Origin of the sequence: Amycolatopsis sp. NPDC051716, from assembly GCF_040681595.1 — a bacterium.
Classification (GTDB): Bacteria; Actinomycetota; Actinomycetes; order Mycobacteriales; family Pseudonocardiaceae; genus Amycolatopsis.
Genome location: NZ_JBFAZA010000009.1, coordinates 248,102 through 272,363, shown reverse-complemented (window position 1 = coordinate 272,363; position 24,262 = coordinate 248,102). Strand labels below are relative to the sequence as shown.

The window sequence follows — 24,262 nt, the reverse complement described above, 5'->3', positions numbered from 1 at the left end:
ATCACCTGCTCAGCTCACACCTCTGGGCTACCCAGTGAAGGCCCATCCGGAACCTCGGACCACCCATCGGCGTCAGCCGAGGGCCGCTCAGGCCCGCTCCACGTCCAGCGGCAGGTGCCGGACGCTCACGATCACCGACGGGTTCTGGAACACCACCGGCGCGTCCGTCGCGACCGCCAGATCGCGGTAGCGCTCGAACAGCACCTCGAACGCGATCCGGCCCTCCAGCCGCGCCAGCGGCGCGCCGAAGCAGAAGTGGATGCCGTGGCCGAACGTCAGGTGCGGGTTGGGGGTCCGCGCCGGCTCGAACGCGTCCGGCCGGTCGAAGAACGCCGGATCCCGGTTGGCCGCCGCCAGGTCCGCCATCACGATCGAGTTCTCCGGGATGCGGTGGCCGCCCAGCTCGATCTCGCGGGTCGTGCGGCGGCCCAGCTCGGGGAACGGCGGCAGCAGCCGGAGCACTTCCTCCAGCGCCGCCGGCAGGCCGGCCGGCGAGGACCGCAGCGCCGCCGCCGCGGCCGGGTTGCGGTCGAACGTCACGATCGCGTTGCCCAGCAGCGCGGTCGTCGTGATGTGGCCCGCGATCAGCAGCAGCGCGACGAACCCCACGATCTCCTGGTCCTCGAGCCGCTCGCCGTTGAACTCCGCCTCCACCAGCCGGCTCGTCAGGCCCGGGCCCGGGTGGGCGCGGTGGTGCCGGATGTGGTCGAGGATGTAGGCGTTCATCTCGCGGATCGTCGGGGCGATCGCGTCGAGGGCCCGCTGGATGTCCGCCATGTCGGCCGACTCCCCCAGCTGGTCGCCGCTGAAGAGGACCTGGGCCCAGCGGGTGAACAGCGGACGGTCCGCCACCGGGACGCCGAGCAGCTCCGCGATCACGATGATCGGCAGCGGGTAGGCGAGCGCGTCGACGACGTCGAAGCGGGACGCCCCGCCGACCTCGTCGAGCAGCTCACCGGCGATCGTCCGGATCCTCGGCTCGAGGCCGGCCACCACCCGCGGGGTGAACGCCTGGCTGACCAGCGTGCGCAGCTTGCGGTGGTCCGGCGGGTCCATCCCGACGAAGTTGCCCTTGCGGAAGGTCTCGAAGTCCTCCTGGACCGGCGTGAGCCCGCTGAAGTCCGACGAGAACGCCGCCGGGTCGGACAGCACCCGGGAGACGCCCGGGTGGTCGAGCACCCGCCACAGCCCCCGCTCTTCGTCCTGGTGCACCGGGCCGCGCTCGCGCAGCTCCGCCGAGCGCGCCAGCAGGTCTTCGAAGGCGAACGCGAGGTCGGGTTCCTGGGTGGTCATGACGTCTTCTCCTCGGTGGTCGTCGGCTCGGGGGCGGGAACGAGGGTGTCGCTGCGGGGGAACCGGCGCAGGGTCGGGCTGACCGTGACGACCATGGTGACCAGGGCGATCCCGGCGGCGCACAGCACGACGGCGCCGGTGCCGGGGAACGCCTGCACCACCAGGCCGCCGAAGGCGGGCCCGGTCGCCGCGGACACCCCGCCGATCACGCCCATCACGCTGGTCAGCCGGCCGCGCAGCCGGTCCGGGGTGAGCAGCAGCTGGTAGGTCCCGATCGTCGTGTTGGCGGTCGGCGGGAGCAGGGCCATGGCGACGAACAGCGCGCCCAGCAGGTAGCCGTCGTGGATCACGGCCGCCAGCGGGGTCAGCAGGGTCAGCACCCAGAACACGCTCATGATCGACACGTACGGGCTGAGCCGCCGTTGCAGGTAGGGCGCGATCAGCGACCCCACGACCCCGCCGACGCCGAGCATCGCGGCCATCACGCCGATCTCGCCCGAGGTGACGCCCCGCTCCTTGGCCAGCACGATGATGACGATGTAGTAGGCGCTGAAGAAGAAGTTCAGGCTCACCGCGCACGCCACCGTGACGCGCACGTGCCGTTCGCTCCACACCCAGCGCAGCCCCTCGGCCATCTCCCGGCCGAGGTGCCCGCCCTCCAGCCGGGCGGCCTCGCGGCGCGGCGCCCGGACGAAGGTCAGCGCGACCAGCGAGATCAGGTGCACGAGCACGTCGAAGGCGAACGGGACGGCTCGCCCGATGCCGTAGAGGAACCCGCCGACCGCGGTGCCCGACAGCTGGCCGAGCGCGCCGCGCGCGGAGTTCATCGCCACCGCCGTGGGCAGCTGGGCCGGGGGCACCACCCCGGCCAGCATCGCGCCTTCGGCCGGGCCGAACAGCGACCGGCAGCAGCCCATGACCGCCGCCACCGCGATCAGGTGCGGGATGCTCACGCCGTCCCACCAGATCGCCGCCACCAGGCTCGCCACCGCCACCGCGTATGCCGCTTCGCAGCCGAGCAGGATCTTCTTGCGGTCCCACCGGTCGGCCAAAGCGCCGGCGGGCAGCCCGGCGACCAGCTGGGCCATCGCGTCGACGCCGAGCACCAGCCCGGACAGCGCCGGCGAGCCGGTCACCGCCAGCACCAGCAGCGGCAACGCGATCATCGACGCGCTGAACCCGGCCTCCGACAGCGCCTGGCTGCCCCACAGCAGCCCGTAGTTGCGGTTGCGCGAAAGCCGCGTGGTCACCGCCGCTCCTTCCGGCGGCCCGGGGCCTGGCAGTCGGCGGCGATCCGCCGCAGGGCACCCGCGAAGTCGCCGGCCACCGCTTCGACGGTCCGCCGGTCGTGCCGGCCGGGCTGGTAGATCAGCGAGAACACCAGCTCGCCGTCCTGGACCGCACCGACCAGGTCGAGCAGGTGCGGGTGGTGTTCGGCCGGGTCGTGGTCGAGGCCGAGCGAGCCGCAGGCGGCGGCGTAGAGGCTCTCGGACGCCGTCCCGGCGCCCCCGGAGCCGTCCCACTGGCCGAGGTAGTTGAACGAGATCTCCGGCTGCGGCCCGGTTTCCGCGAGCTGCTTCCGGACGTCCGGGTCGCCGAGGTGGCGGAGGGCACCGTAGCCGAACCCGTTGCCCGGCATGGCCCGCAGCTGCTTGCGGACGGACTTGACGAGCGTCCGCCAGTCCGGGGTGCCGGTGTCCTCGAGGGACAGCGCGACCGGGAACAGCGTGGTGAACCAGCCGACGGTCCGGTTGAGGTCGACGCCGTCGAGGATGTCCTCACGGCCGTGGCCCTCCAGGGCGATCGACACGTCCGGGCGGCCGGTCCACCGGGCCAGCGCCCAGGCCAGCGCGGCGAGGAGGACGTCGTTGACGCGCGTGCGGTAGGCCGACGGCGCCGACCGCAGCAGGGCGTCGGTGTCGGCGGCGTCCAGCGCCACGGTGACTTCTGCGGTACCCGTGTCGCCGTCGGTGCCGGTGGTGTCGTGGTCCACCGGCAGCGCGCCCGAGGCGGGCAGGCCGGTCCAGTACGCCAGTTCGTCGTCGAAGCCGCCGGCGCGGACGTGATCACGCAGGCGGTGCGCCCAGTCCCGGAACGACGTCGTCCGCGGCCCGAGGTCGACCGGGACGCCCCGGGCGGCCTGGCGGTAGGCGGTGTCGAGGTCGTCGAGCAGGATCCGCCAGGAGACGGCGTCGACGACGACGTGGTGCGCGGCCAGGAACAGCCGCGGCCGCCACGCCGGATCGGCGGTGACCAGAACGGCCGCCAGCAGCGGGCCTCGTGCGAGGTCGAACCCGGCGTGGACGCCGTCGGCGATCCGCTCCAGCGCGGCCGCCCGGCCGGGCGCGGGTACGGCGGTCAGGTCCTCGCGGCGCAGCCCGGGCACCGGCTCGACGTCGGCGTTGTGCTGGCGCCAGCCCGCTTCGGTGCGGATGAACCGCATGCGCAGGGCGTCGTGGTGGGTCCACACCGCGGCCAGGGCCCGCTCGAGCGCGCCGGCGTCGAAGCCGTCGGCGAGCTCGAGCAGCATCGACTGGTTGAAGTGGTGCGGGTTGACCGTGTGGGTGGCGAAGAACCAGTCCTGGATCGGGGTCAGCGGGACCTCGCCGACGACCGGCCCGTCCGCCGCCGCTTCCTCGGCCACCGCGCCGGCTTCGGGCGCCAGCGCGGCGACGGTCTGGTGCAGGAAGATGTCCTTTGTGGACACCCGCAGCCCGGCCTGCCGGGCCCGGGACACGACCTGCATGCTGAGGATGGAATCGCCGCCCAGCTCGAAGAAGTTGTCGGCGGTGCCGACCCGGTCCAGGCCGAGGACCTGGGCCCAGATCTCGCAGAGCGCGCGCTCGGCCGGGGTCACCGGCTCGACGTGGCGGGTGGCCGGCTCGGCCGCGGCGGCGACCGCGGGCAGGGCGCGGCGGTCGACCTTGCCGCTCGGCCCGAGCGGCAGCGCGGGCAGCTCCAGCAGTGCGGCGGGCACCAGGTGGCCCGGCACCGACCGGCTCAGGAACTCCCGCAGTTCGGCGGCGCCGACCGGGCCGGCGCCCGGTTCGGCGACGAAGCAGGCGACCAGGCGCTTGTGCCCCGACTCGTCCTGCTGGACGGCGGCCACGGCGGCGGCGACCCCGGGGTGGCGGGTCAGCGCCGCCTCGACTTCGCCGAGCTCGATGCGGAAGCCGCGGACCTTGACCTGGTCGTCGGCCCGGCCGGTGAACTCCAGCTGCCCGGCAGCGGTCCACCGGACGACGTCACCGGTGCGGTACATCCGCTCCCCCGGCGCGCCGAAGGGGTTGGCGGTGAACCGGTCGGCGGTCAGGCCCGGCCGGTCGAGGTAACCGCGGGCCAGGCTCGGCCCGGCGACGTACAGCTCGCCGGCCACGCCGACCGGCACCGGCTGGAGCGCGGCGTCGAGCACGTAGCCGCGGGTGTTCGGGATGGGCCGGCCGATGGGTGGCGGCGTGCCCGGTTCCAGGGGGTCGCTCCAGGTCGCGACGATCGTCGATTCGGTGGGGCCGTAGGCGTTGATCATCCGCCGGCCGGGCGCCCACCGGTCGACGAGCTCCGCCGGGCAGGCGTCGCCGCCGACGACGAGGGTGCGCAGGTCCGGCAGATCGGTGGCCGGAACGGTGGCCAGCGCGGCGGGCGGGATCAGGGTGTGGGTGATCCGGTGGGCGGTGAGGAACTCGGCGAGGGGTTCGCCGAGCAGCGGCTCGGGTGGCACCACGACGAGCGCGGCGCCGCTGGGCAGCGCCAGGCAGAGCTCCAGGATGGACGCGTCGAAGCTGGGCGAAGAGTAGGCCAGGACGCGGTCCCCTTCGGTGACCTGGAGGTGCTCGGCTTCGGCGGCGGCGAAGGAGGCCAGCCCGGCGTGGGTGACGACCACGCCCTTGGGACGGCCGGTGGAGCCGGAGGTGTAGATGACGTATGCGGGGTGCTCCGGCCGGACCGGGACGGGCGGGAACGGCTCGGCCGAAACGGCCGACGGCTCAGCCGATGCGGCGGCGGGACCGGCTGGCTCAGCCAAAGCGGCCGGCTCAGCCGATGCAGTGGCAGGAGTGGCCGGCTCAGCCGATGCGGGAGCGGGAGCGGCCGATGTTGCCGCCTCGGCGGCGGGCCGGGCCGAATCCTCGCCCCCGCCTCCCGGCACCGCGATGTCGAACAGCCCCGGGTCGTCGAGCGCCAGCACCTCCACTCCCTCCGGCGCCGGGGGTGCCAAGCCCTCCAGCGTCAGCACCAGGGCCGGGCGGGCGTCGGCGAGCATGAACGTGATGCGCTCGATCGGGTAAGTCGGGTCCACCGGCAGGAACGCTCCGCCCGCCTTCAGGACCGCGAGCTGCGCCACCACGATCTCCACCGACCGCGGCAGGGCCAGGGCCACGATCCGCTCCGGGCCGATGCCGTGCCCGGCCAGCACCCGGGCCAGCCGGGACGCGCGGCTCTCCAGCTCGGCGTAGGTGAGGGTCTCGCCCGCGATGACCGCCGGTGCGTCCGGCGTCCGCCGCGCGCGGGCCGACACCAGCTCGGGCAGCGTGCGCGGCTCCACCGGGACGGCCGTGTCGTTCCAGGCACCCAGGACCAGCTCGCGCTCGGCCGCGCCGATCAGCGGCAGCCGGGCCAGCGGCCGGTCCGGGTCGTCCGCGACGCCCGCCAGCAGGACACCCAGGTGGGTGGCCAGGCGGTCGATCGTGGCCGCGTCGAACAGGTCCGTGTTGTAGGTCAGCGCCGCGCGCAGGACTTCGCCGTCCGGCTGGAACTCCAGCGTCAGGTCGAAGTTCGCCGCCGTCGCCGGCTGCGGGAGCTCCTCGGTCTCCAGGCCCGGCAGCCGGGCCGCTTCGCGGGGGCTGTTCTGCAGCACCACCATCACCTGGAACAGCGGCGTGCGGCTCGGGTCGCGGCCGGGCTGCACCGCGTCGACGACCCGGTCGAACGGCAGGTCCTGGTGGTCGAACGCCGCGCGGACGCCGGTGGCGACCTCGTCGAGGAACGCCGTGAACGCCAGGTCCGGGCGGACCCGCGAGCGCAGCACCAGCGTGTTGACGAAGAACCCGACGAGCCCTTCGAGCTCGGGGCGCTCCCGGCCGGAGGTGACCGTGCCGACGGCCACGTCGTCCTGGCCGGCCCAGCGGCCGAGCAGCACCTGGCACGCGGCGACGAGCGTGGTGAACAGGGTCGTCTCACGCTGCCGGCTCACCTGCTCGAGCCGCGCGGTCACCGCCGCCGGGACGACGATCTCGCGCGTCGCCCCGCGGGTGGTGCGCACCGGCGGCCGGGGCCGGTCGGTGGGCAGCTCCAGCGGGGTGAGGTCGCGCAGGCGCCCGGCCCAGTAGTCGACCTGGCCGGCCAGGACCCGCTCGGCGAGCCGGCCGCGCTGCCAGGCCGCGAAGTCCGCGTACTGCACCGGCAGCGGCGGCAGGTCCGCCGGTTCGCCGCGCAGCGCCGCCGCGTAGAACGCGCCGACCTCCTCGGCGATGAGCCCGTTCGACCAGCCGTCGGTGACGATGTGGTGCACCGCCACGGTGAGCACGTGCTCCTCCGGCGCGAGCCGGATCAGCTTGGCCCGCAGCAGCGGCCCTTCGCCGAGGTCGAAGGGCTGTTCGCCGTCGGCCCGCAGGATGTTCGCGAGCTCCTCCTCGCGAGCGTCGACGACCGGCAGCGGAACCGGCGACGGCGGGTGCACGACCTGGACGCCGTGGCCGTCGGCCGAGCCGAACGTGGTGCGCAGCGGTTCGTGCCGGGCGACCAGCTCGGTGAACGCCTCGGCGAGCGCGCCGACGTCCAGCGCGCCGCGCAGGCGCACCGCGGAACTGGTGACGTACTCGGTGCCACCCGGCTCGAACTCGTCGAGGAACCACAGGCGCTGCTGGGCGAAGGACTGCGGCAGCTCGCCGTCCCGGGGCACGGCCGGGATCGGGTCCTGGGCGGTGGCCCCGACGGTTTCGATCGCGGCGGCGAGGCGGGAGACCGTCGGGTGCGCGAACACCGCCCGCGGCGACAGCGACACGCCGCATTCGGCCAGCAGCCGGGACACCAGCCGGATGCTGAGGATCGAGTCGCCGCCGAGCTCGAAGAAGTTGTCCTGCGCGCCGACCCGGTCGACCCCGAGCAGCCGCTGCCAGATGCCGGCGACGGCTCGCTGGGTCGTGGTGGCCGGCTCGGCGTAGGGCCGCCGGGACGCCACCGGGCCGTCCGGGGCGGGCAGCGCGCGACGGTCGACCTTCCCGTTGCGGTTCAACGGAAGCGCGGCCAGCACGAGTACGACGGCGGGCACCATGTACTCGGGCAGGGACGCGGCCGCGTGGCCGCGCAGCCCGGCGGGGTCCGCGGTCCGGCCGGCGGTGAGGACGACGTGCGCGATCAGCCGCCGCGTGCCGGCGGCGTCCGTGTGGACGGTCGCGACCGCCTGGGCGACCGCCGGGTGGGCGGCCAGCACGGCCTCGACCTCGGCGAGCTCGATCCGGAACCCGCGCAGCTTGACCTGGTCGTCGGAGCGGCCGAGGAACACCAGCTCGCCGTCCGCGCCGTGCCGGACGACGTCGCCGGTGCGGTACATCCGCTCCCCCGGCGCGCCGAACGGGTCGGGGACGAACCGCTCGGCGGTCAGGCCGGGCCGGCCGAGGTAGCCGCGGGCCAGGCCCGCACCGGCCAGGCAGAGTTCGCCGGGCGCCCCGGCGGGCAGCGGCCGCAGGTCGGCGTCCAGCACGTACGCGCGCATGCCGTCGAGCGGCCGGCCGATCGGCACGGGCTCGGGCACGCCCGCCTCGCCGGTCATCCGGAAGGACGTGGCGAAGGTGGTCGTTTCGGTGGGGCCGTAGCCGTCGACCACGACGAGGCCGGGGCAGGCGGCCTGGACCGCCCGGACCACGGCGGGCGGGACGACGTCGCCGCCGGTCCACACCTCGCGCAGGCCGCGCAGGCCGTCCGGGGCGTCCTGGGCGAGCAGCCGGAAGAGCCCGGCGGTCAGCCACGCCGCCGTCACCCCGTGCGCGGAAACCGCGCGCCGCAACGATTCCACGGTCAGGTCGGGCCCGTCGGGCAGGACCGCCGCGCCGCCGTTGAGCAGCGGGACCCACAGTTCGTAGGTGGAGGCGTCGAAGGCCAGCGGCGAGTGCGCGAGCACCCGGGTGTGGGCGCCGCCGGCGAACCGGCCGTCCTGGGCCAGCGCGGTGATGTCGCGGTGGCGCACGGCAACCCCCTTGGGGACGCCGGTGGAGCCGGAGGTGTACATGACGTAGGCGAGGTTTTCGGGCACCACGGCGGATTCCGGCGCGGTCCGCGAGTGCCGCTCGCCGACGGTCAGCACCGGTCCACTGTGGACGGCTTCGGCGGCCGGCACCCAGGTGTCGCCGGAAACCACGACCGAGACGCCGGCCTCGGCGAGCACGGCCCGCAGCCGCTCGTGCGGCGCCCGGGTGTCCAGCGGCACGTAGGCCGCGCCCGCCTTGAGCACGGCGAGTTCGGCGACGACGTGCTCGACCGAGGGCTCCAGCAGCAGCCCGACCCGGTCCTCGACGGCCACACCGAGGCCGGTCAGCCGCCCGGCCAGGTGGTTCGCCCGCTCGTCGAGTTCGGCGTAGGTCAGGGTCCGGTCGCCGGCGAGCACGGCGACGTCGTCCGGACGCCGCCGCACCTGGTCGGCGAACAGCGCGGGCACCGTGGACGGTGTCCCGGCGGCGCGCGGACCGTGGGCGTCGGCGAGCACCCGGGCGCGCTCGGCGGCGGCGACCCACGGCACCCGGGCCAGCGGCCGGTCCGGGTCCGCGGTGACGGCGTCGAGCAGCTGGACCAGCCGGTCGGTCAGGGCCGCGGTGGTGTCGCGGTCGAACAGCGCCGGGTCGTAGGCGAGGTCGAGGGCGAGGCCTTCGTCGAGGGACGCGCGCAGGCACAGCGGGAAGTTCGTGGCGTCGGCCGAGGCGACCTCGACGACCCGGGGCGCGCCCGCGGTCGCGGGTTCGCTGATCGGGTAGTTCTCGAACACGACCATGCTGTCGAACAGGTTCTGCCCCGCCGGAACGTCGCTGAGCGGGCGCAGCCGGGCCAGCGACACGAAGTCGTGGTCGCGAGCCTCGCTCTGCGCCGTCTGCAGCTGCCCGAGCCACTGCCCGACCGGCTGGGTGCCGTCCACGCGGACGCGGGTGGGGATGGTGTTGATGAACAGCCCGATCATCGTCTCGACGCCGGCCAAGTCCGCCGGGCGGCCGGAGACGGTGGTGCCGAAGACGACGTCACGGTCACCGGACAGCATCGCCAGCAGCAGCGCCCAGCCGCCCTGCACGACGGTGTTGACGGTGAGGCCGTGGGTCCGGGCGAACTCCCGCAGCCGCAACGTCGCGGCCGGCGGCAGCTCGATCCGGACCGAATCGGTGGAGCGGGACTGGTGGGCTTCGGCCGGCGGGCGGTCGTAGGGCAACGCGGTCGGCGCGTCGAAGCCGGCCAGGGTGTCCCGCCAGAACGCGTCGGCCGCGGCCTGGTCGCGCCCGGCCAGCCAGCCGAGGTAGTCGCGGTACGGGCGCCGGGTGACCAGGGCCGGGCGGACACCGGCGGTCGCGGCGGCGTACTGCTCGCAGGCTTCGGCGAAGACCTGCGCGGAGCTCCAGCCGTCGAACAGCACGTGGTGGGAGGTCCACACGAGGTCGACCTCGTCGCCGGGCAGCGCACCGATCGTCAGCCGGGTCAGCGGGGCCCGGGTCAGGTCGAACGGGACGGCCCGGTCGGCCGCCAGGGCCTCCCGCAGCGCGGTTTCGCGCTCTTCCGGACCGAGGTCGCGCCAGTCGTGGTGGGTGACCGGCAGGGTCGCGGCGCGGTCCACCACCTGCACGGGCTCTTCGACCCCCGTCCAGACGAGCCGGGTGCGCAGCACCGGGGTCCGGTCGACGACCCGCTGCCAGGCCGCGGCGAGCGCGGCGGGGTCGGTGACGCCGGCGAGGCGGATGCGGACCTGCTCGAAGTAGGCCGGGGAGCCGTCGTCGACCAGGGTGTGGAACACCATCCCGGCCTGCAGCGGCGTCAGCGGGTAGACGTCCTCGACCGCGCGGCCGTCGCCGGCCACCGTGTCCAGTTCGGCCGCGCTCAGCCGGGCCAGGGGGAAGTCCGACGGCGTGCGGCCGCCGGCGTCCGGGCCGGCGCAGTGCCCGGCGATCTCGCGCAGGGCCGTGAGGACCTGCTCGGCGAGGTCGCGCACGGTGTCCTCGTGGTGCACGCCGGGGGCGTAGGTCCAGGCGAGTTCGAGCCGGCCGCCGTCGACGATGCCGACGACGTCCAGCAGGGTCGTGCGCGGCCGCCCGGGGTCGATGTCGTCGCCGAGGTCGCCGCCCCAGCCGCGGTACAGCCCGTCGTCGTCGCCACCGGCGGTCCACTGTCCGTGGTAGTTCAGGGAAATCTGCGGCACGGGACCGTCGTGCAGGGGCGAGTCCGGCGTCAGCCAGCGCAGGGCGCCGTAGCCGAGGCCCTTGCCGGGGACGGCCCGCAGCTGTTCCTTGACGGCCTTCAGCGTCGATCCCCAGCCGTCCTCCGCGCCGACGGTGAGCGCGACCGGGAACTCGGCGGTGAACCAGCCGACCGTGCGGGAGAGGTCGAGGTCGTCGAAGATCTCTTCGCGGCCGTGCCCTTCCAGCGAGATCAGGACGCGCTCGCGGCCGGTCCAGCGGGCCAGCACCCGGCCGAGCGCGCTGAGCAGGACGTCGTTGATCTGCGTGCGGTAGACCTCGGGGACCTGGTGCAGCAGGGCGTCGGTGGTTTCGGGGTCCAGGCCGACCGTGACCGTGCGGGTGCTTCCGGCCGTGTTCTCCCCCGCCGCGTCGACGGGCAGGTCCGGGACGACGCCGTCGAGCACCTCGGTCCAGTACGGCAGCTCGGTTTCGAAGGCGTGCCCCGCGAGGCGGTCCGCCCAGCGGAGGTAGCTGACCGGGGCCGGGCCGAGCTCGGCGGGCCGGCCGGAGACCACCTGGCGGTAGGCGGTTTCCAGGTCGTCGAACAGGATCCGCCAGGACACGCCGTCGACCACGAGGTGGTGGACGACCAGCAGCAGCCGCGGCGGCCGCTCCGGCGACGTGATCAGCACCGCCGCGACGAGGGGGCCGTGCTCGACCCGCAGCCCGGCGCGCGTTTCGGCGGCCACCGCCGCGATGTCCACTGTGTCCGACTCGGACGCTTCGACGTGCCGCAGCGCCGGGATTTCCGCGTCGGGCCGGAACTCCTGCCGCCAGTCGTCGCCGGTGCGGGTGAACCGGGTGCGCAGGGCGTCGTGGCGGCCCAGCACCGCGGCCAGCGCGGTCTCGAGCGCGGGGAGCTCGACGTCCGGGTCGAGTTCGGCGAGCGTGGACATCGTGAAGTGGTCGTGGTGGCCGGTTTCGAAGAACCACCGCTGGATCGGGGTGAGGGGCGCCGAGCCGGTGAACCCGCCTTCGGGTTCGGCGGCCGCTTCGGCGCCGGCGACGAGCGCGAGCCCGGCGATGCTCTGGTGGCGGAAGACGTCCCGGGAGGTCAGGCGCAGGCCGTGGCGCCGGGCCCGCGAGACGACCTGGATGCTGAGGATGGAATCCCCGCCCAGGGCGAAGAAGTTGTCGTCCACGCCCGGGCCCGCGACGCCGAGGACGTCGGCCCAGATCTCGGCCAGCAGCCGTTCGGTGGCGGTGCGCGGCGCGGTCCGGCCCTCGGCCGGGGCCGGGTGGACGGCGGGCGCGGGCAGCGCGCGGCGGTCGACCTTGCCGCTGGTGGCCAGCGGCAGCCGGTCCACGGGAACGAACACCGACGGCACCAGGTGGTCGGGCAGGGTCGACTTCAGCGCCGTCCGCAGCCGTGCCGGGTCCGCGGCGGCCCCTTCCGCGGGGACGACGTAGGCGACCAGCCGGGCGTGGCCGTCGTCGCGGCGGGCGACGACGACCGTGTCGGCGACCTCGGGCAGGGCCCGCAGCGCCGCCTCGACCTCGCCGGGCTCGATCCGGAAGCCGCGGATCTTGACCTGGTCGTCGACGCGGCCGAGGTACTCCAGGTAGCCCTCGGCGGTCCAGCGGGCGCGGTCGCCGGTGGCGTACATCCGGCTGCCGGGCGGGCCGAACGGGTTGGCGCGGAAGCGGTCCGCCGTCAGCCCGGGCCGGTTCAGGTAGCCGCGGGCCAGCTGGACGCCGGCCAGGTGCAGTTCGCCGGGCACGCCGATCGGCGCCGGGCGCAGCCGGTCGTCCAGGACGTAGGTCCGCACGTTCCCGAGCGGGCGGCCGATCACCTCGCGCGCGGTCTCGCCGATCCGGCAGAAGGTGGCGTCGACGGTGCACTCGGTCGGGCCGTAGAGGTTGAACGCGGTGACGCCGTTGCGGTCGCTCAGGTCGCGCCACAATGCTTCGCCGACGGCTTCCCCGCCGACCAGCAGCACCGGCGGGCGGTGGTCCCCGGGCCCGGCGTCCAGCAGGTGCCGGACGAACGACGGCGTCGAGTTGACCAGGTCGATCCCGTGCTCGGCGACGTACCCCGCCAGCACGCCCGGATCGAGCCGGGTCTCGGCGTCGATCACGTGCAGCTCGTGCCCGGCCGTGAGCATCAGCAGCACGGTTTCCCAGGACGCGTCGAACGAGAAGGCCGCGGTCAGCGCCACCCGCAGCCGGTCCTTCCCGGCCGCGGCGGTGAACTGGCCGGCGTGGTCGACGGCGAAGTTGGCCAGCGCGCGGTGGCCGACGAGCACGCCCTTCGGGGTGCCGGTGGAGCCGGAGGTGTAGATCGCGTAGGCGGCGTGGTCCGGGGTGAGCGGCGCCGACCGGTCGGCGTCGGTGAGGTTCGTGTCCGCTTCTTCCGCGACGACCGGTTCGGTGAGCACCAGCACCGGCCGGGCGTCGGCCAGCAGCGCTTCGCGCCGGCGGCCGGGCAGCTCCGGGTCCAGGGGCAGGTGCACCGCGCCGGCCTTGAGGACGGCGAGGATCGCGACGACCAGGTCGGCCGAGCGCGGCAGCGCGACCGCCACCAGCCGCTCGGGCCCGGCACCGCGGGAGACGAGCACCCGCGCGGCCCGGTTGGCGCGCGCGTTCAGCTCCGCGAAGGTCAGCGTCGTGTCGCCGCAGACGAGCGCGGTCGCGTGCGGGGTCCGGGCCGCCTGGGCCTCGAACAGCTCGACGACGGTCGTGTCCGGCACCGGCCGATCGGTGGCGTTCCACGTCTCGACGACGAGGTCGCGTTCGGCGGCGGGCAGCAGCGGCAGCGCGTCGACCGGCCGGTCCGGGTCGGCCACGACGGCGGTGAGCAGCACCGTGAGGTGCTCGGCGAAGCGCCGCATCGTCGCCGCGTCGAACAGGTCGGTGTTGTAGTTCAGCAGGCCGCGCAGCCCGTCGGGCCCCTCCTCGAACTCGACGCTCAGGTCGAAGCCCGCGGTGGTCATCGGCAGCGTCAGTTCGCCGGCGGTGAGCCCGGCGAGGGCGGGCAGGCGGTTGCCGGCGTTCTGCAGGGTCACCAGAACCTCGAACAGCGGGGTGCGGCTGGGGTCCCGTTCGGGGCTCAGCTCGTCGACGATCCGCTCGAACGGCACTTCCTGGTGGGCGAAGGCGTCCAGGACCGTCCGGCGGACCGCGCCGAGCAGCTCGCCGAAGCCCCGCCGACCGTCCACTTGGGACCGCAGCACGACGGTGTTGACGAAGAGGCCGACGAGGTCCTGGACCTCCGGGTGGTCGCGGCCGGAGGTCACCGTGCCGACGGCGACGTCGTCCTGGCCGGACCAGCGGCGCAGCACCAGCTGGCAGGCCGCGACGAGCGCGGTGAACAGCGTCGTGTCGCGGTCGTGGCTCAGCCGGCGCAGCCCGGCGAGGGCCTCGGCGCCGAGGGCGAACTCGTGCTCGGCGCCGTTCGACGTCCGGGTGGCCGGGCGCGGGCGGTCGGCCGGCAGGTCCAGCGGGCGCAGGCCGTCGAGCTCGTGGCGCCAGAAACCGAGCTGCTCGTCGAGGAAGTCGCCGGTGAGGCGCTCGCGCTGCCACGCCGCGAAGTCCGCGTACTGGACCGGCAGCGCCGGCAGGTCGACCCGCTCGTCACCGTAGAGGGTGGCCAGCTCGCCGACGAGGACGCCCATCGACCAGCCGTCGGTGATGATGTGGTGCAGGGACAGCACGAGCGCGTGGTCGCCGGCGGCCAAGCGGACCAGCCGCGCCCGCAGCAGCGGGCCCCGGGCGAGGTCGAACGGCCGGGCGAGGTCCTCGGCCAGCAGCCGCCGCAGCTCCTCCTCCGCCGCCGGACCGGAGATATCGGTGACCGGCAGCGCGAGCTGCCACGGCTCCCCCACGACCTGGCGGGGCCGGCCGTCGACGGCCGGGAACGTGGTGCGCAGCGATTCGTGCCGGGCGATCAGCGTGGTGAGCGCGCGGCCGAGCGCGTCGGGCCGCAGGTCGCCGCGCAGCCGCACACCGAAGACCGTGACGTGGTCGGTGCTGCCGGGTGCGAAGTCGTCGAGGAACCACAGGCGCTGCTGGGCGAAGGACAGCGGCAGCTCGGCGTCGCGGGCCACCGGGGTGATCGCGGCCGTCAGCGGCGTGGCGGACGCGGCCGGCAGCGCGGCCGCCAGGCCGGCCACCGTCGGGTGGTCGAACACCGTGCGCGGGGACACTTCGACGCCGAAGGCCTCCCGCAGCGCGGAGGTGAACCGGATGCTGAGGATGGAATCCCCGCCCAGCTCGAAGAAGTTGCCGTCGGCCCCGACGCGCTCCAGGCCGAGCGTGGTGGCCAGCACGGCCGCGACCGTGCGCTCGGTTTCGGTGCGGGGTTCGGCGAACTCGGCGCTTTCCGGCGCCGCCGCGGCGGGGGCCGGCAGCGCGCGCTGGTCGAGCTTTCCGTTGCGGGTCAACGGCAGTTCGTCGAGCATGACGAACGCCGAGGGCACCATGTAGTCCGGCAGCGACCGGCCGAGGTGCTCCCGCAGCCGCGCGGTGCTCGGCGGCGTGGCCGGCGTCGCGGCGACGACGTAGGCGACCAGCCGCTTGCGCCCGGGCTCGTCTTCGCGGGCCAGTACCGCCGCCGAGCCGACTTCCGGGAGCGCGAGCAGGGTGGCTTCGATCTCGCCCGGCTCGATCCGGAAGCCGCGGATCTTCACCTGCTGGTCGGCGCGGCCGTGGTAGCGCAGGGCGCCCTCGCGGGTGCGGGACACCCGGTCGCCGGACCGGTACATCCGGGTGCCGGGCGCGCCGAACGGGTCGGCGACGAACCGGGCCGCGGTCAGCCCGGGGCGGCCGAGGTAGCCGCGGGCAAGGCCGTCGCCGGCGACGTAGAGCTCGCCGGGCACCCCGGCCGGGACCGGGTTCAGATCCGCGTCGAGGACGTACCCGCGCAGGTCGGGCAGGGCGGTGCCGATGATCCCCGGAGTGTCCACATCGGATGAAAGGTCGTGGTGGGTGACGTGCACGGTGGTTTCGGTGATGCCGTACATGTTCACCAGCCGCGGCGTGCGGTCGCCGTGTCGGGCGAACCAGCCGGCCAGCCGGCGCGTGTCCAGGGCCTCGCCGCCGAAGACCACGTACCGCAGCGCGAGCCGGGCGCCCACCTCCGGGTCGTCCTCGTCGGCCCGGACGAGCTGGTAGAACGCCGACGGCGTCTGGTTGAGCACGGTGACGCCTTCGTCGGCCAGCAGGCGCAGGAACTCCCGCGGCGACCGGGACACCGCGTGCGGGACGACGACGAGCCGGCCGCCGTGCAGCAGCGGGCCCCAGATCTCCCACACGGAGAAGTCGAAGGCGTAGGAGTGGAACAGCGTCCAGACGTCCTCGGCGCCGAAGCCGAACCGGGCGTCGGTCGCGGCGAACAGGCGGGTGACGTTGCGGTGCGGGATCACCACGCCCTTGGGCAGCCCGGTCGAGCCGGAGGTGTAGATGACGTAGGCGGGGTGGTCCGGAGTGCACCGCGGCGGCGGGTCGGTCTCGGGGCCCGTCTCGACGTCGACGTCTTCGGGAGCGAGGACGGCGACCGGATCGGTGTCGGCGAGCATCCGGTCGACGCGTTCGGCGGGCGTGGCCGGGTCGATCGGCAGGTAGGCGGCCCCGGCCTTGAGCACGGCGAGGATCGCGACGACCTGCTCCGGCGAGCGCGGCAGGCGCAGCGCGACGAACCGCTCGGGCCCGGCGCCGAGCTCGATCAGCCGGTGCGCCAGGCGGTTCGCCCGCGCGTTGAGCTCGGCGTAGGTCAGGGAGACGCCGTCGCCGGTGAGCGCGACCGCGTCCGGGTGCGCCGCGACCTGGGCGGCGAACAGCTCGGTGATGGTGGGGGCGGGCAGCGACGGGGGCCGGTCGGCGGTGAGCCCGGCGCGGTCCTCGGCCGACAGCCACGGCAGCCGCGCGATCGGGCGGTCCGGGTTCTCGGCCAGCCCGAGCAGCAGGGTCTCCAGCCGGGCCGCCATCGCGGCGGCGGTCTCCTCGTCGAAGAGGGCCGGGTCGGTACCCAGCTCGAAGCCCAGGCGCCGGTCGACGTAGGCGCGCAGGGTGACCGGGAACGTCGTGGCGTCGAGGGCGGTCACCTCCCGCAGGGTGACACCCGCCTGCGCGGCGGCGTTCTCGTCGAAGGGGTAGTTCTCGAACGCGACCATGCTGTCGAACAGGTTCTCCCCCGGCGGGACGTCGCTGAGGGCGCGCAGCTTCCCGAGCGCGAGGAAATCGTAGCGGCGGGCCTGGTTCTGCTCGTCCTGCAGCCGCTGCAGCCACGGCAGCACCCGCTCGCCGCCCTCGATCGACGTCCGGGTCGGGACGGTGTTGATGAACATCCCGATCATGGTTTCCACGCCCGGCAGGTCGTCGGGACGGCCGGAGACGGTGGTGCCGAACACGACGTCGGACTCGCCGCTGGAGTGGGCCAGCAGCAGCGCCCAGGCGCCCTGCACGAGCGTGTTGACGGTCAGGCCGTGGCGCCGGGCCACCTCCCGCAGCCGCGTTGTGTCCTCAGTGGACAACGACGTCCGGACCGTGCGCGACGAGCGCGTCCGGTGCGCCTGCGCCGGGGACCGGTCCCACGGCAGCGGGGTCGGGGCGGCGAAGCCGGACAGCACCCCGCGCCAGTGGTCTTCGGCCGCGGTGACGTCCTGCGCGGCGAGCCAGCCGAGGTAGTCGCGGAACGGCCGGTGCGCCGGCACCCGCGGGATCCGGTGCTCGGTGAGCGCGGCGTACTGCTCGCACACCTCGGTGAAGATCTGGGCCAGGCTCCAGCCGTCGAGCACGATGTGGTGGGAGGTCCACATCAGCAGCACGCGGTCGTGGGTCAGCGCGATGATCGCCAGCCGCATCAGCGGCGCGGTGGTGAGGTCCAGGCCCGTGGCGGCGTCGCCGGCCGAGAGCCGCTCCAGCTGGGCGCTCTGCTCGGCTTCGGACAGGCCACGCCAGTCATGGCGGGTGATCGGGACGACCGCCCGGTGCCGCACGACCTGCACCGGGTCCTCGACACCTTCCCAGACGAGTTCGGTCCGCAGGACCGGGGTGCGGTCGGCGACCTGCTGCCAGGCCTGCGCGAACGCGTCGGGGTCGCGAACCCCGTCCAGGAGCATCCGCGCCTGGTCGACGTAGGCGTCGGCGGCAGGGTCGAGCAGGCTGTGGAACAGCATGCCCGCCTGCAGCGGGGTGAGCGGGTAGATGTCGTCGACGGCGCGGCCGTCGCCGGCGATTCTGTCCACAGTGGATTGGTCGAGCCGGGCGAGCGGGAAGTCCGACGGCGTGCGGCCGCCGCTGCCGGGTCGCGCGCAGTGGGCGACGATCTCCCGCAGGCCCGCGAGCATCGCCTCGGCCAGCTCGCGGACGGTGCCGGAGTCGTTGACCTGGTCGGAGTAGGACCACGTCAGCGACAGCTCGCCGGATTCGACGACGCCGGTCACGTCCAGCTGGTAGGTGCTGGCCTCGTCCGGGGCGACGTCGGCGCCCGGGCTGTCGTGCCGGCCGCGGAACAGCCCGTCCGCGCCGGCCTGGGCGTCCCAGCGGCCGTGGTAGTTGAAGCAGATCTGCGGCAGCGGGAACGCCTGCAGCGCGTGTCCCGGCGCGCCGGGCTCACCGAGGTACCGCAGGGCTTCGTAGCTCAAGCCGCGGCGCGGGACGGCCCGCAGCTGCTCCTTGACCGCCTTGAGGGTGGCGCCCCAGTCCCCCGACGGCGGCAGGTCGAGCGCCACCGGGAACTGCGTGGTGAACCAGCCGACGGTGCGGGAAAGGTCGACGCCGTCGAGGAAGTCCTCGCGGCCGTGCCCTTCCAGGGCGATCAGGACGCCGTCTTCGCCCGTGCGGTCGGCCAAGGCCCGCCCGAGGGCGCTCAGCAGCACGTCGTTGACCTGGGTCCGGTAGGTGGCGGGGACGCGGTGCAGCAGCGCGTCGGTGTCCTCGGCGCCGAGGGTCACGGTCAGCGTGCGGGTGGAGCCGGTGGTGCCCGCGCCGGCGTGGTCGGCGGCCAGTGCCGCCGGGACCCGGCGCGCCACCCGCGTCCAGTGCTCGAGGTCGTCGTCGAAGCCGCCCGCGCGGACGTGCTGCTCCAGCAGGTGCGCCCACTGGGTGAACGGCGTGGCGGTGGCCGCGAGCCGGACCGGTGCCCCGGCCACGATCTGGCCGTAGGCGGTTTCGAGGTCGCCGAGCAGCAGCCGCAGCGAAACGCCGTCGGCCACCAGGTGGTGCACGGCCAGGAACAGCAGCGGCGGCCGGGTGCCGCGGGCGAGCAGCGCCGCGCCGGCCAGGGTGCCGGTCGCCGGGTCCAGGCCGGCGCGCACCTGCGCGGCCGCGGCCTCGATGCCGGCGCGCTGCCCGGCTTCGCCGAGCGAAGACAGGTCCCGGATCCGCAGGACGCCGGTCGGCGGCTCCGGCGTGATCTCCTGCCGCCACTGGCCGTCGACGGTGAAGAACCGGGTCCGCAGGGCGTCGTGGTGGGCGACGACCGCGTCGAGGGCGGTCCGCAGGGCCTGCTGGTCGACGCCGCCGGGCAGCTCGAGCAGCTGCGACATGGTGAAGTGGGCCAGCGGCCCGTGGGTGGCGAAGAACCAGTGCTGGATCGGGGTGAGCGGGGCCGGGCCGGCGACCGGGCCCGCCGCCGGGGTGTGGATCGCGGTGGTCTGCACCGCGGTCGCGAGTCCGGCGATGGTCTGGTGCAGGAAGATGTCCCGCGAGGTGAGCCGCAAGCCGGCTTGGCGGGCCTGGGCGACCACCTGGATGCTGAGGATCGAGTCGCCGCCGAGGCCGAAGAAGTTGTCCTCGACGCCGATGCGGTCGTTGCCGAGCACTTCGGACCAGATGGCCACCAGCTGGTGCTCGACGGCGGTGCGCGCGGGCACGTAAGCCTGGCCGCTGTCCGACGGCGCGTCGGGGGCGGGCAGCGCCCGCCGGTCGACTTTGCCCTGCGGGGTCAGCGGGATCGCGTCGATCGGGACGAACGCCGAGGGCACCAGGTAGTCCGGCAGCGTGGCCCGCAGGGCGGCGCGCAGCTCGTCGGCGGTGGGCGGCACCGGTCCGGCGCCGACGACGTAGGCGACCAGCCGGGCGTGGCCGCCGTCCGGCCGGTTGGCGACCACGACGGCCGCGGCGACCTCGGGCAGGCGGACCAGCGCGGCCTCGACTTCGCCCGGCTCGACCCGGAAGCCGCGGATCTTCACCTGGTCGTCGAGCCGGCCCAGGTACTCCAGCTGCCCGTCCGCGGTCCAGCGGACCCGGTCGCCGGTGCGGTACATCCGCTCCCCCGGCTCCCCGAACGGATTGGCGACGAAGCTCCCGGCCGTCCGGCCCGGGCGCCCGAGGTAGCCGCGCGCGAGCTGCGCCCCGGCGAGGCACAGCTCGCCGGGCACGCCGGCGGGCACCGGCCGCAGGGCCTGGTCGACGACGTAGGCGCGGGTGTTGGCCAGCGGCCGGCCCAGCACCGGGCGGCCCGTTTCGCCGACCCGGCACGACACCGCGTCCACGGTGTACTCGGTCGGGCCGTAGAAGTTGTGCGCCACGGTGACTTCGGCGCCGGCGAGTTCGCGCCACAGCGTGTCGTCGAGGGCTTCGCCGCCGAGCATGAGGATCTTCGGCCGGTGCCGCGGATCGGTCAGCAGCCCGGCGGGGATCAGCCGGCGCAGGTAGGTCGGGGTGAGGTCGAGGAAGTCGATCCGGCGCTCGGCGATGTGGTCGACCAGGGCGTGGGCGTCGAGCCGGACGTCGTCGCCGATCAGGTGCAGCTCGTGGCCGTCGGCCATGAGCAGCGGGCCTTCCAGGGACGTGTCGAACGACAGGGTGGCGGTCAGCGCGACCCGCAGCCGCCGTCCGGGCGGGGCGAAGTCGTGGCGGTGGTTGAAGAGCAGGTTGGTGAGGTTGCGGTGCGGGACCGCCACCCCCTTCGGGCGGCCGGTCGACCCGGACGTGTAGATGACGTAGGCCGTGTTGTCCGGCCGCAGCGGGGCGAGCCGGTCGGCGTCGGTGAGGTCCGCGCCGGAGTACTCCGGCGGTACGGCCGCGAGTTCGGCGGTCGTGAGGACCAGGGTGGCACCGGCGTCCCGCAGCAGCAGTTCCTTGCGGTCGGCGGGCAGGGCGGGGTCGATCGGCAGGTACACCGCTCCCGCCTTCAGCACCGCCAGGAAGGCCACGATCGCCTCGGCCGTCCGCGGCAGCTCGAGCGCCACCACCCGCTCGGGGCCGGCGCCCAGCGCGACGAGGTGGCGGGCCAGGCGGTTGGCGAGCGCGTTCAGCTCGGCGAAGCTCAGCGCGACGTGCCCGGCGACGAGCGCGGTCTCGTCCGGGCTGCGCTGGGCCTGTGACTCGAACAGCTCGGTGACGGTGGCCGCGGGCACGTCCAGCGCGGTTTCGTTCCACTCGGTGAGCAGCCGGTGGCGTTCGTCCCCGGTCAGCAGCGGCAGCTCGCCGACCGGGCGCGTCGCGTCGGCCGCGATCGCGGTCAGCAGCACGGTGAGGTGCTCGCCCAGCGCGACGGCGGTCCGCTCGTCGAACAGGTCGGTGTTGTACTCCAGCGAGCCTTCGAGGGCGTCCGTGGACGGCTGGAACTCGACGGTGAGGTCGAAGTTGGCGGCGCGGCGGGCCACCTCGACCGGCTCGGCGGTCAGCCCGGCGAAGTCGGCCGGCCCGCCTTGGCTCCCGTGCAGCAGCACCATCGCGTCGAACAGCGGGTTGCGGCTGGCGTCGCGGTCGAGGCGCAGCGCTTCGACGAGCTTTTCGAACGGGGCTTCGGCGTGCTCGAAGGACTCCAGCACGGTCGTGCGGACGGCGTCGAGGAGGGTCCCGAACGGCACGGTCTGGTCCACAGTGGACCGGATGACGACGGTGTCGACGAAGAAGCCGACCGTCCGCTGCAGTTCGGGCCGGTTCCGGCCGGAAACCACGGTGCCGACGGCGATGTCGCCGCGGCCGGTGTAGCGGGCGAACAGCACCTGGCAGGCCGCGACCAGCACGGTGTAGAGCGTGGTGTCGTGGACCCGGGCCAGCTCGGCCAGCCCGGCCGCGACCTCGCCCGGGACGCTGAAGCCGTGCACGGCACCGGCCGTCGTGCGCACGGCCGGGCGCGGCCGGTCGGACGGCAGGTCCAGGGGTTCGACGCCGGCCAGCTGGGTCGTCCAGTAGGCGAGGTGCCGGTCCAGCGCCGGCCCGGCGAGCCGGTTCCGCTGCCACACGGCGAAATCGGCGTACTGGACCGCCGGTTCGGTCAGCTCGGCGGCTTCGCCCCGGACGGCGGCCGCGTACAGCGTGCCGAGCTCGCCGACCAGGATGCCCATCGACTCGCCGTCGGTGACGACGTGGTGGGCGGTGATCAGCAGGACGTGGTGCCCCTCGGCGACCCGCACCAGCAGCAGCCGCACCAGCGGGCCGCGGCGCAGGTCGAACGACCGGCCGTACTCCGCCTCCAGCACCTCGTCCAGATCGGCCGGGCGCAACGCGGGGTCGGTGGTCAGGTCGACGGTCCGCACCGGGATCTCCGGGGCGCCGTGGACGACCTGCACCGGGGTGCCGCCGGCGTCGTCGATGGTGGTGCGCAGGGATTCGTGGCGAGCCACCAGCTGCGCGAGCGCGCCGGTGAGCGCGCTCGTGTCGAGCGGCCCGGTCAGCCGCAGCGCCACCGCGCTGTTGTACTCCGCGTCCCCCGGGCGGAACTCGTCGAGGAACCACAGGCGCTGCTGGGCGAACGACAGCGGCAGGGCGTTCTCCCGCGGCGCCCGGCCGATCACGTCGGACCGCTCCGCCCGCCCGGCCAGCCGGCGCTTGAGCGTCTCCCGCAGTTCCGCGGGCAGCGCGTCGATGCGGCTCTTCCTCGAGGTGGTCATCGCTTTCGTGTCCTCACAACGCAGTTCGGTGTTCCAGGGGCTTGGTTGCCTGGGGTTTCAGCGCCGCGAATGACTCATTCGGGGCGCTGGAGGTCCCCAATGACTCATTCGCGACACTCGCACCTCCGGCCGGCGGGGCGGGAGATCAGGAGGCGCGGCGGCGGCGGCGGGCGACGCGGCCCCCGGCCTGCATGGCGCTGACGGTGCCGGTGGCCGGGTCGGTCAGGAAGCGGCCGCCGATGATCCGCCGGCCGGTGCCGGGTTCGCGCACCGAGAACGACCCGTCGCGCAGCAGCGCCAGCTCCGGGTAGACCTCGCCGTCGACGACGAGCACGGCGCCGCCGTCCGCGCGGACGTCCACCTGGTACTCGAGGTCGCCGTTGGTGTAGCGGCCGGTCAGGTCGGCGGCCGGGCGCGCGGCCCGGTCCAGGTCGCGGGGCAGCTCGTAGTCGCCGACCGGCAGGCCTTCGGCGCGCAGCGCCGCGACCAGGTCCGTCCACAGCGCCGAGCCGGTGCTGCCGTTGGTGGTGAGCGCGACGACCCGGCCGTGCTCGGCGTCGATCCGCAGGTGGCAGGAGGTGCCGTCGGCGGTGCCGTCGTGGCCGGTCCAGTCCGCGTCGGCGCCGCGGTAGCCGGCCAGGCCGAGCCCCCAGCCGTCGGCCAGCCCGAACGGCTCCGCTCCCGGCACCGGGCGGCGCATCAGGTCGATCAGGTCCGCCGGCAGCGGGCCGTCGCCGCCGCAGCACATCAGGCCGAAGGCGGCCAGGTCCCCGGCGCTCAGCGCGAGCGCCCCGGCCGCGGCCTCGGCGGGGGTCAGGGTCTGTGCGACCGGCCGGGCGCGGCCGGTCGCCGCGTGCACGGCGTGCCCGCTGACGTGGGCGGCGGTCCGGCGTCGCGCCCCCGGCTCGACGACGAACGCGGCCTCGATGCCGAGTTCGCCGAGCAGCATCGTGTCCATCGCCTCCCACCAGCTCATCCCGGTGATGGCTTCGACCAGGTAGCCGGTGAGGACGTACCCGACGTTGGAGTAGGAGAAGCCCAGCCCGGGCGGCTGGACGAGCCCGGCGTCGCGGCAGGCCCGCAGGTACCGGCGGGCCGAGCCGCCCCCGTCCGCGTCGGCGCCGAGCGCGGCCGGCAACCCGCCGGTGTGGCTCAGCACCTGCCCGACGGTGGGTCTGCCGACCTGGGGGCCGAGGCCGTCCAGGTGCTCGCCGAGCGGGTCGTCCGGGTCGAGGTCGCCGTCGGCGACGAGCAGCATCGCCAGCGCCGCGGTGAACGCCTTGGTGATGGACCCGGCGGGGAACTTCGCCTCGGCGGTGATCTCGCCGGCCGTGGCCGACGCCGCCCGGCCGCCGTCGTGGACGACCAGCTGGGCGGCCGGGACGCCGTGTTTGTGGGCGAGCCCCGTGAGCAGCCGCTGGAGGCGGCCGTCGGCGGGCGACCGCGGGTCCGGGACGTCCCGGACCACGGGTATGGACTGGGAGAACGTCGAAGGAGAGGGCATCAGAAGGGACCTTCCGCGTGGGTTCGGTGGGCCGGGGAGCGCCGCCGGCTCAGCCGTCGGCGGCCATCTGCCGCTGCAGGCTCAGCGGCCGCATGTCGGTCCACACCTCGTCGACGTGGTCCATGCACTCCTGGCGGCCGCCGCGGAAGCCGTCGGCGCGCCAGCCCGCGGGGACCTCGTTGGCCACCGGCCACAGCGAGTACTGGCCCTCGTCGTTCACCAGCACCTGGAATTCGGCGTCGTCCTGCATGGGGTTTTCA

Annotated in this window: 5 protein-coding genes; all 5 read right to left on the bottom strand. The window is 74.7% G+C overall.

The genetic code is table 11. The features are described 5' to 3' along the window. Positions 1 to 87 precede the first annotated feature (87 nt). The 5 genes from AB0M30_RS15245 to AB0M30_RS15225 all read right to left on the bottom strand — a co-directional run bounded on the left by AB0M30_RS15245 (position 88) and on the right by AB0M30_RS15225 (position 24,252). Complete coding sequence (locus AB0M30_RS15245; RefSeq protein ID WP_364584427.1) at positions 88 to 1,293, bottom strand: cytochrome P450; 1,206 nt, start codon at positions 1,291 to 1,293, stop codon at positions 88 to 90. Next, positions 1,290 to 2,543: an MFS transporter gene (locus AB0M30_RS15240; RefSeq protein WP_364584425.1), complete on the bottom strand. Its 1,254-nt coding sequence runs from the start codon at positions 2,541 to 2,543 to the stop codon at positions 1,290 to 1,292. Before AB0M30_RS15240 ends, AB0M30_RS15245 begins: the two co-directional genes overlap by 4 nt. Further along, positions 2,540 to 22,498: a non-ribosomal peptide synthase/polyketide synthase gene (locus AB0M30_RS15235; protein ID WP_364584423.1), complete on the bottom strand. Its 19,959-nt coding sequence runs from the start codon at positions 22,496 to 22,498 to the stop codon at positions 2,540 to 2,542. The genes AB0M30_RS15240 and AB0M30_RS15235 overlap by 4 nt, the downstream gene beginning before the upstream one ends. Before the next feature lie 145 nt (positions 22,499 to 22,643). Beyond that, positions 22,644 to 24,002 (bottom strand): serine hydrolase domain-containing protein, encoded by a 1,359-nt coding sequence (locus AB0M30_RS15230; RefSeq protein ID WP_364584421.1) that lies wholly within the window; start codon positions 24,000 to 24,002, stop codon positions 22,644 to 22,646. Positions 24,003 to 24,051: 49 nt separating this feature from the next. Then, complete coding sequence (locus tag AB0M30_RS15225; RefSeq protein ID WP_013224966.1) at positions 24,052 to 24,252, bottom strand: MbtH family NRPS accessory protein; 201 nt, start codon at positions 24,250 to 24,252, stop codon at positions 24,052 to 24,054. Positions 24,253 to 24,262 lie beyond the last annotated feature (10 nt).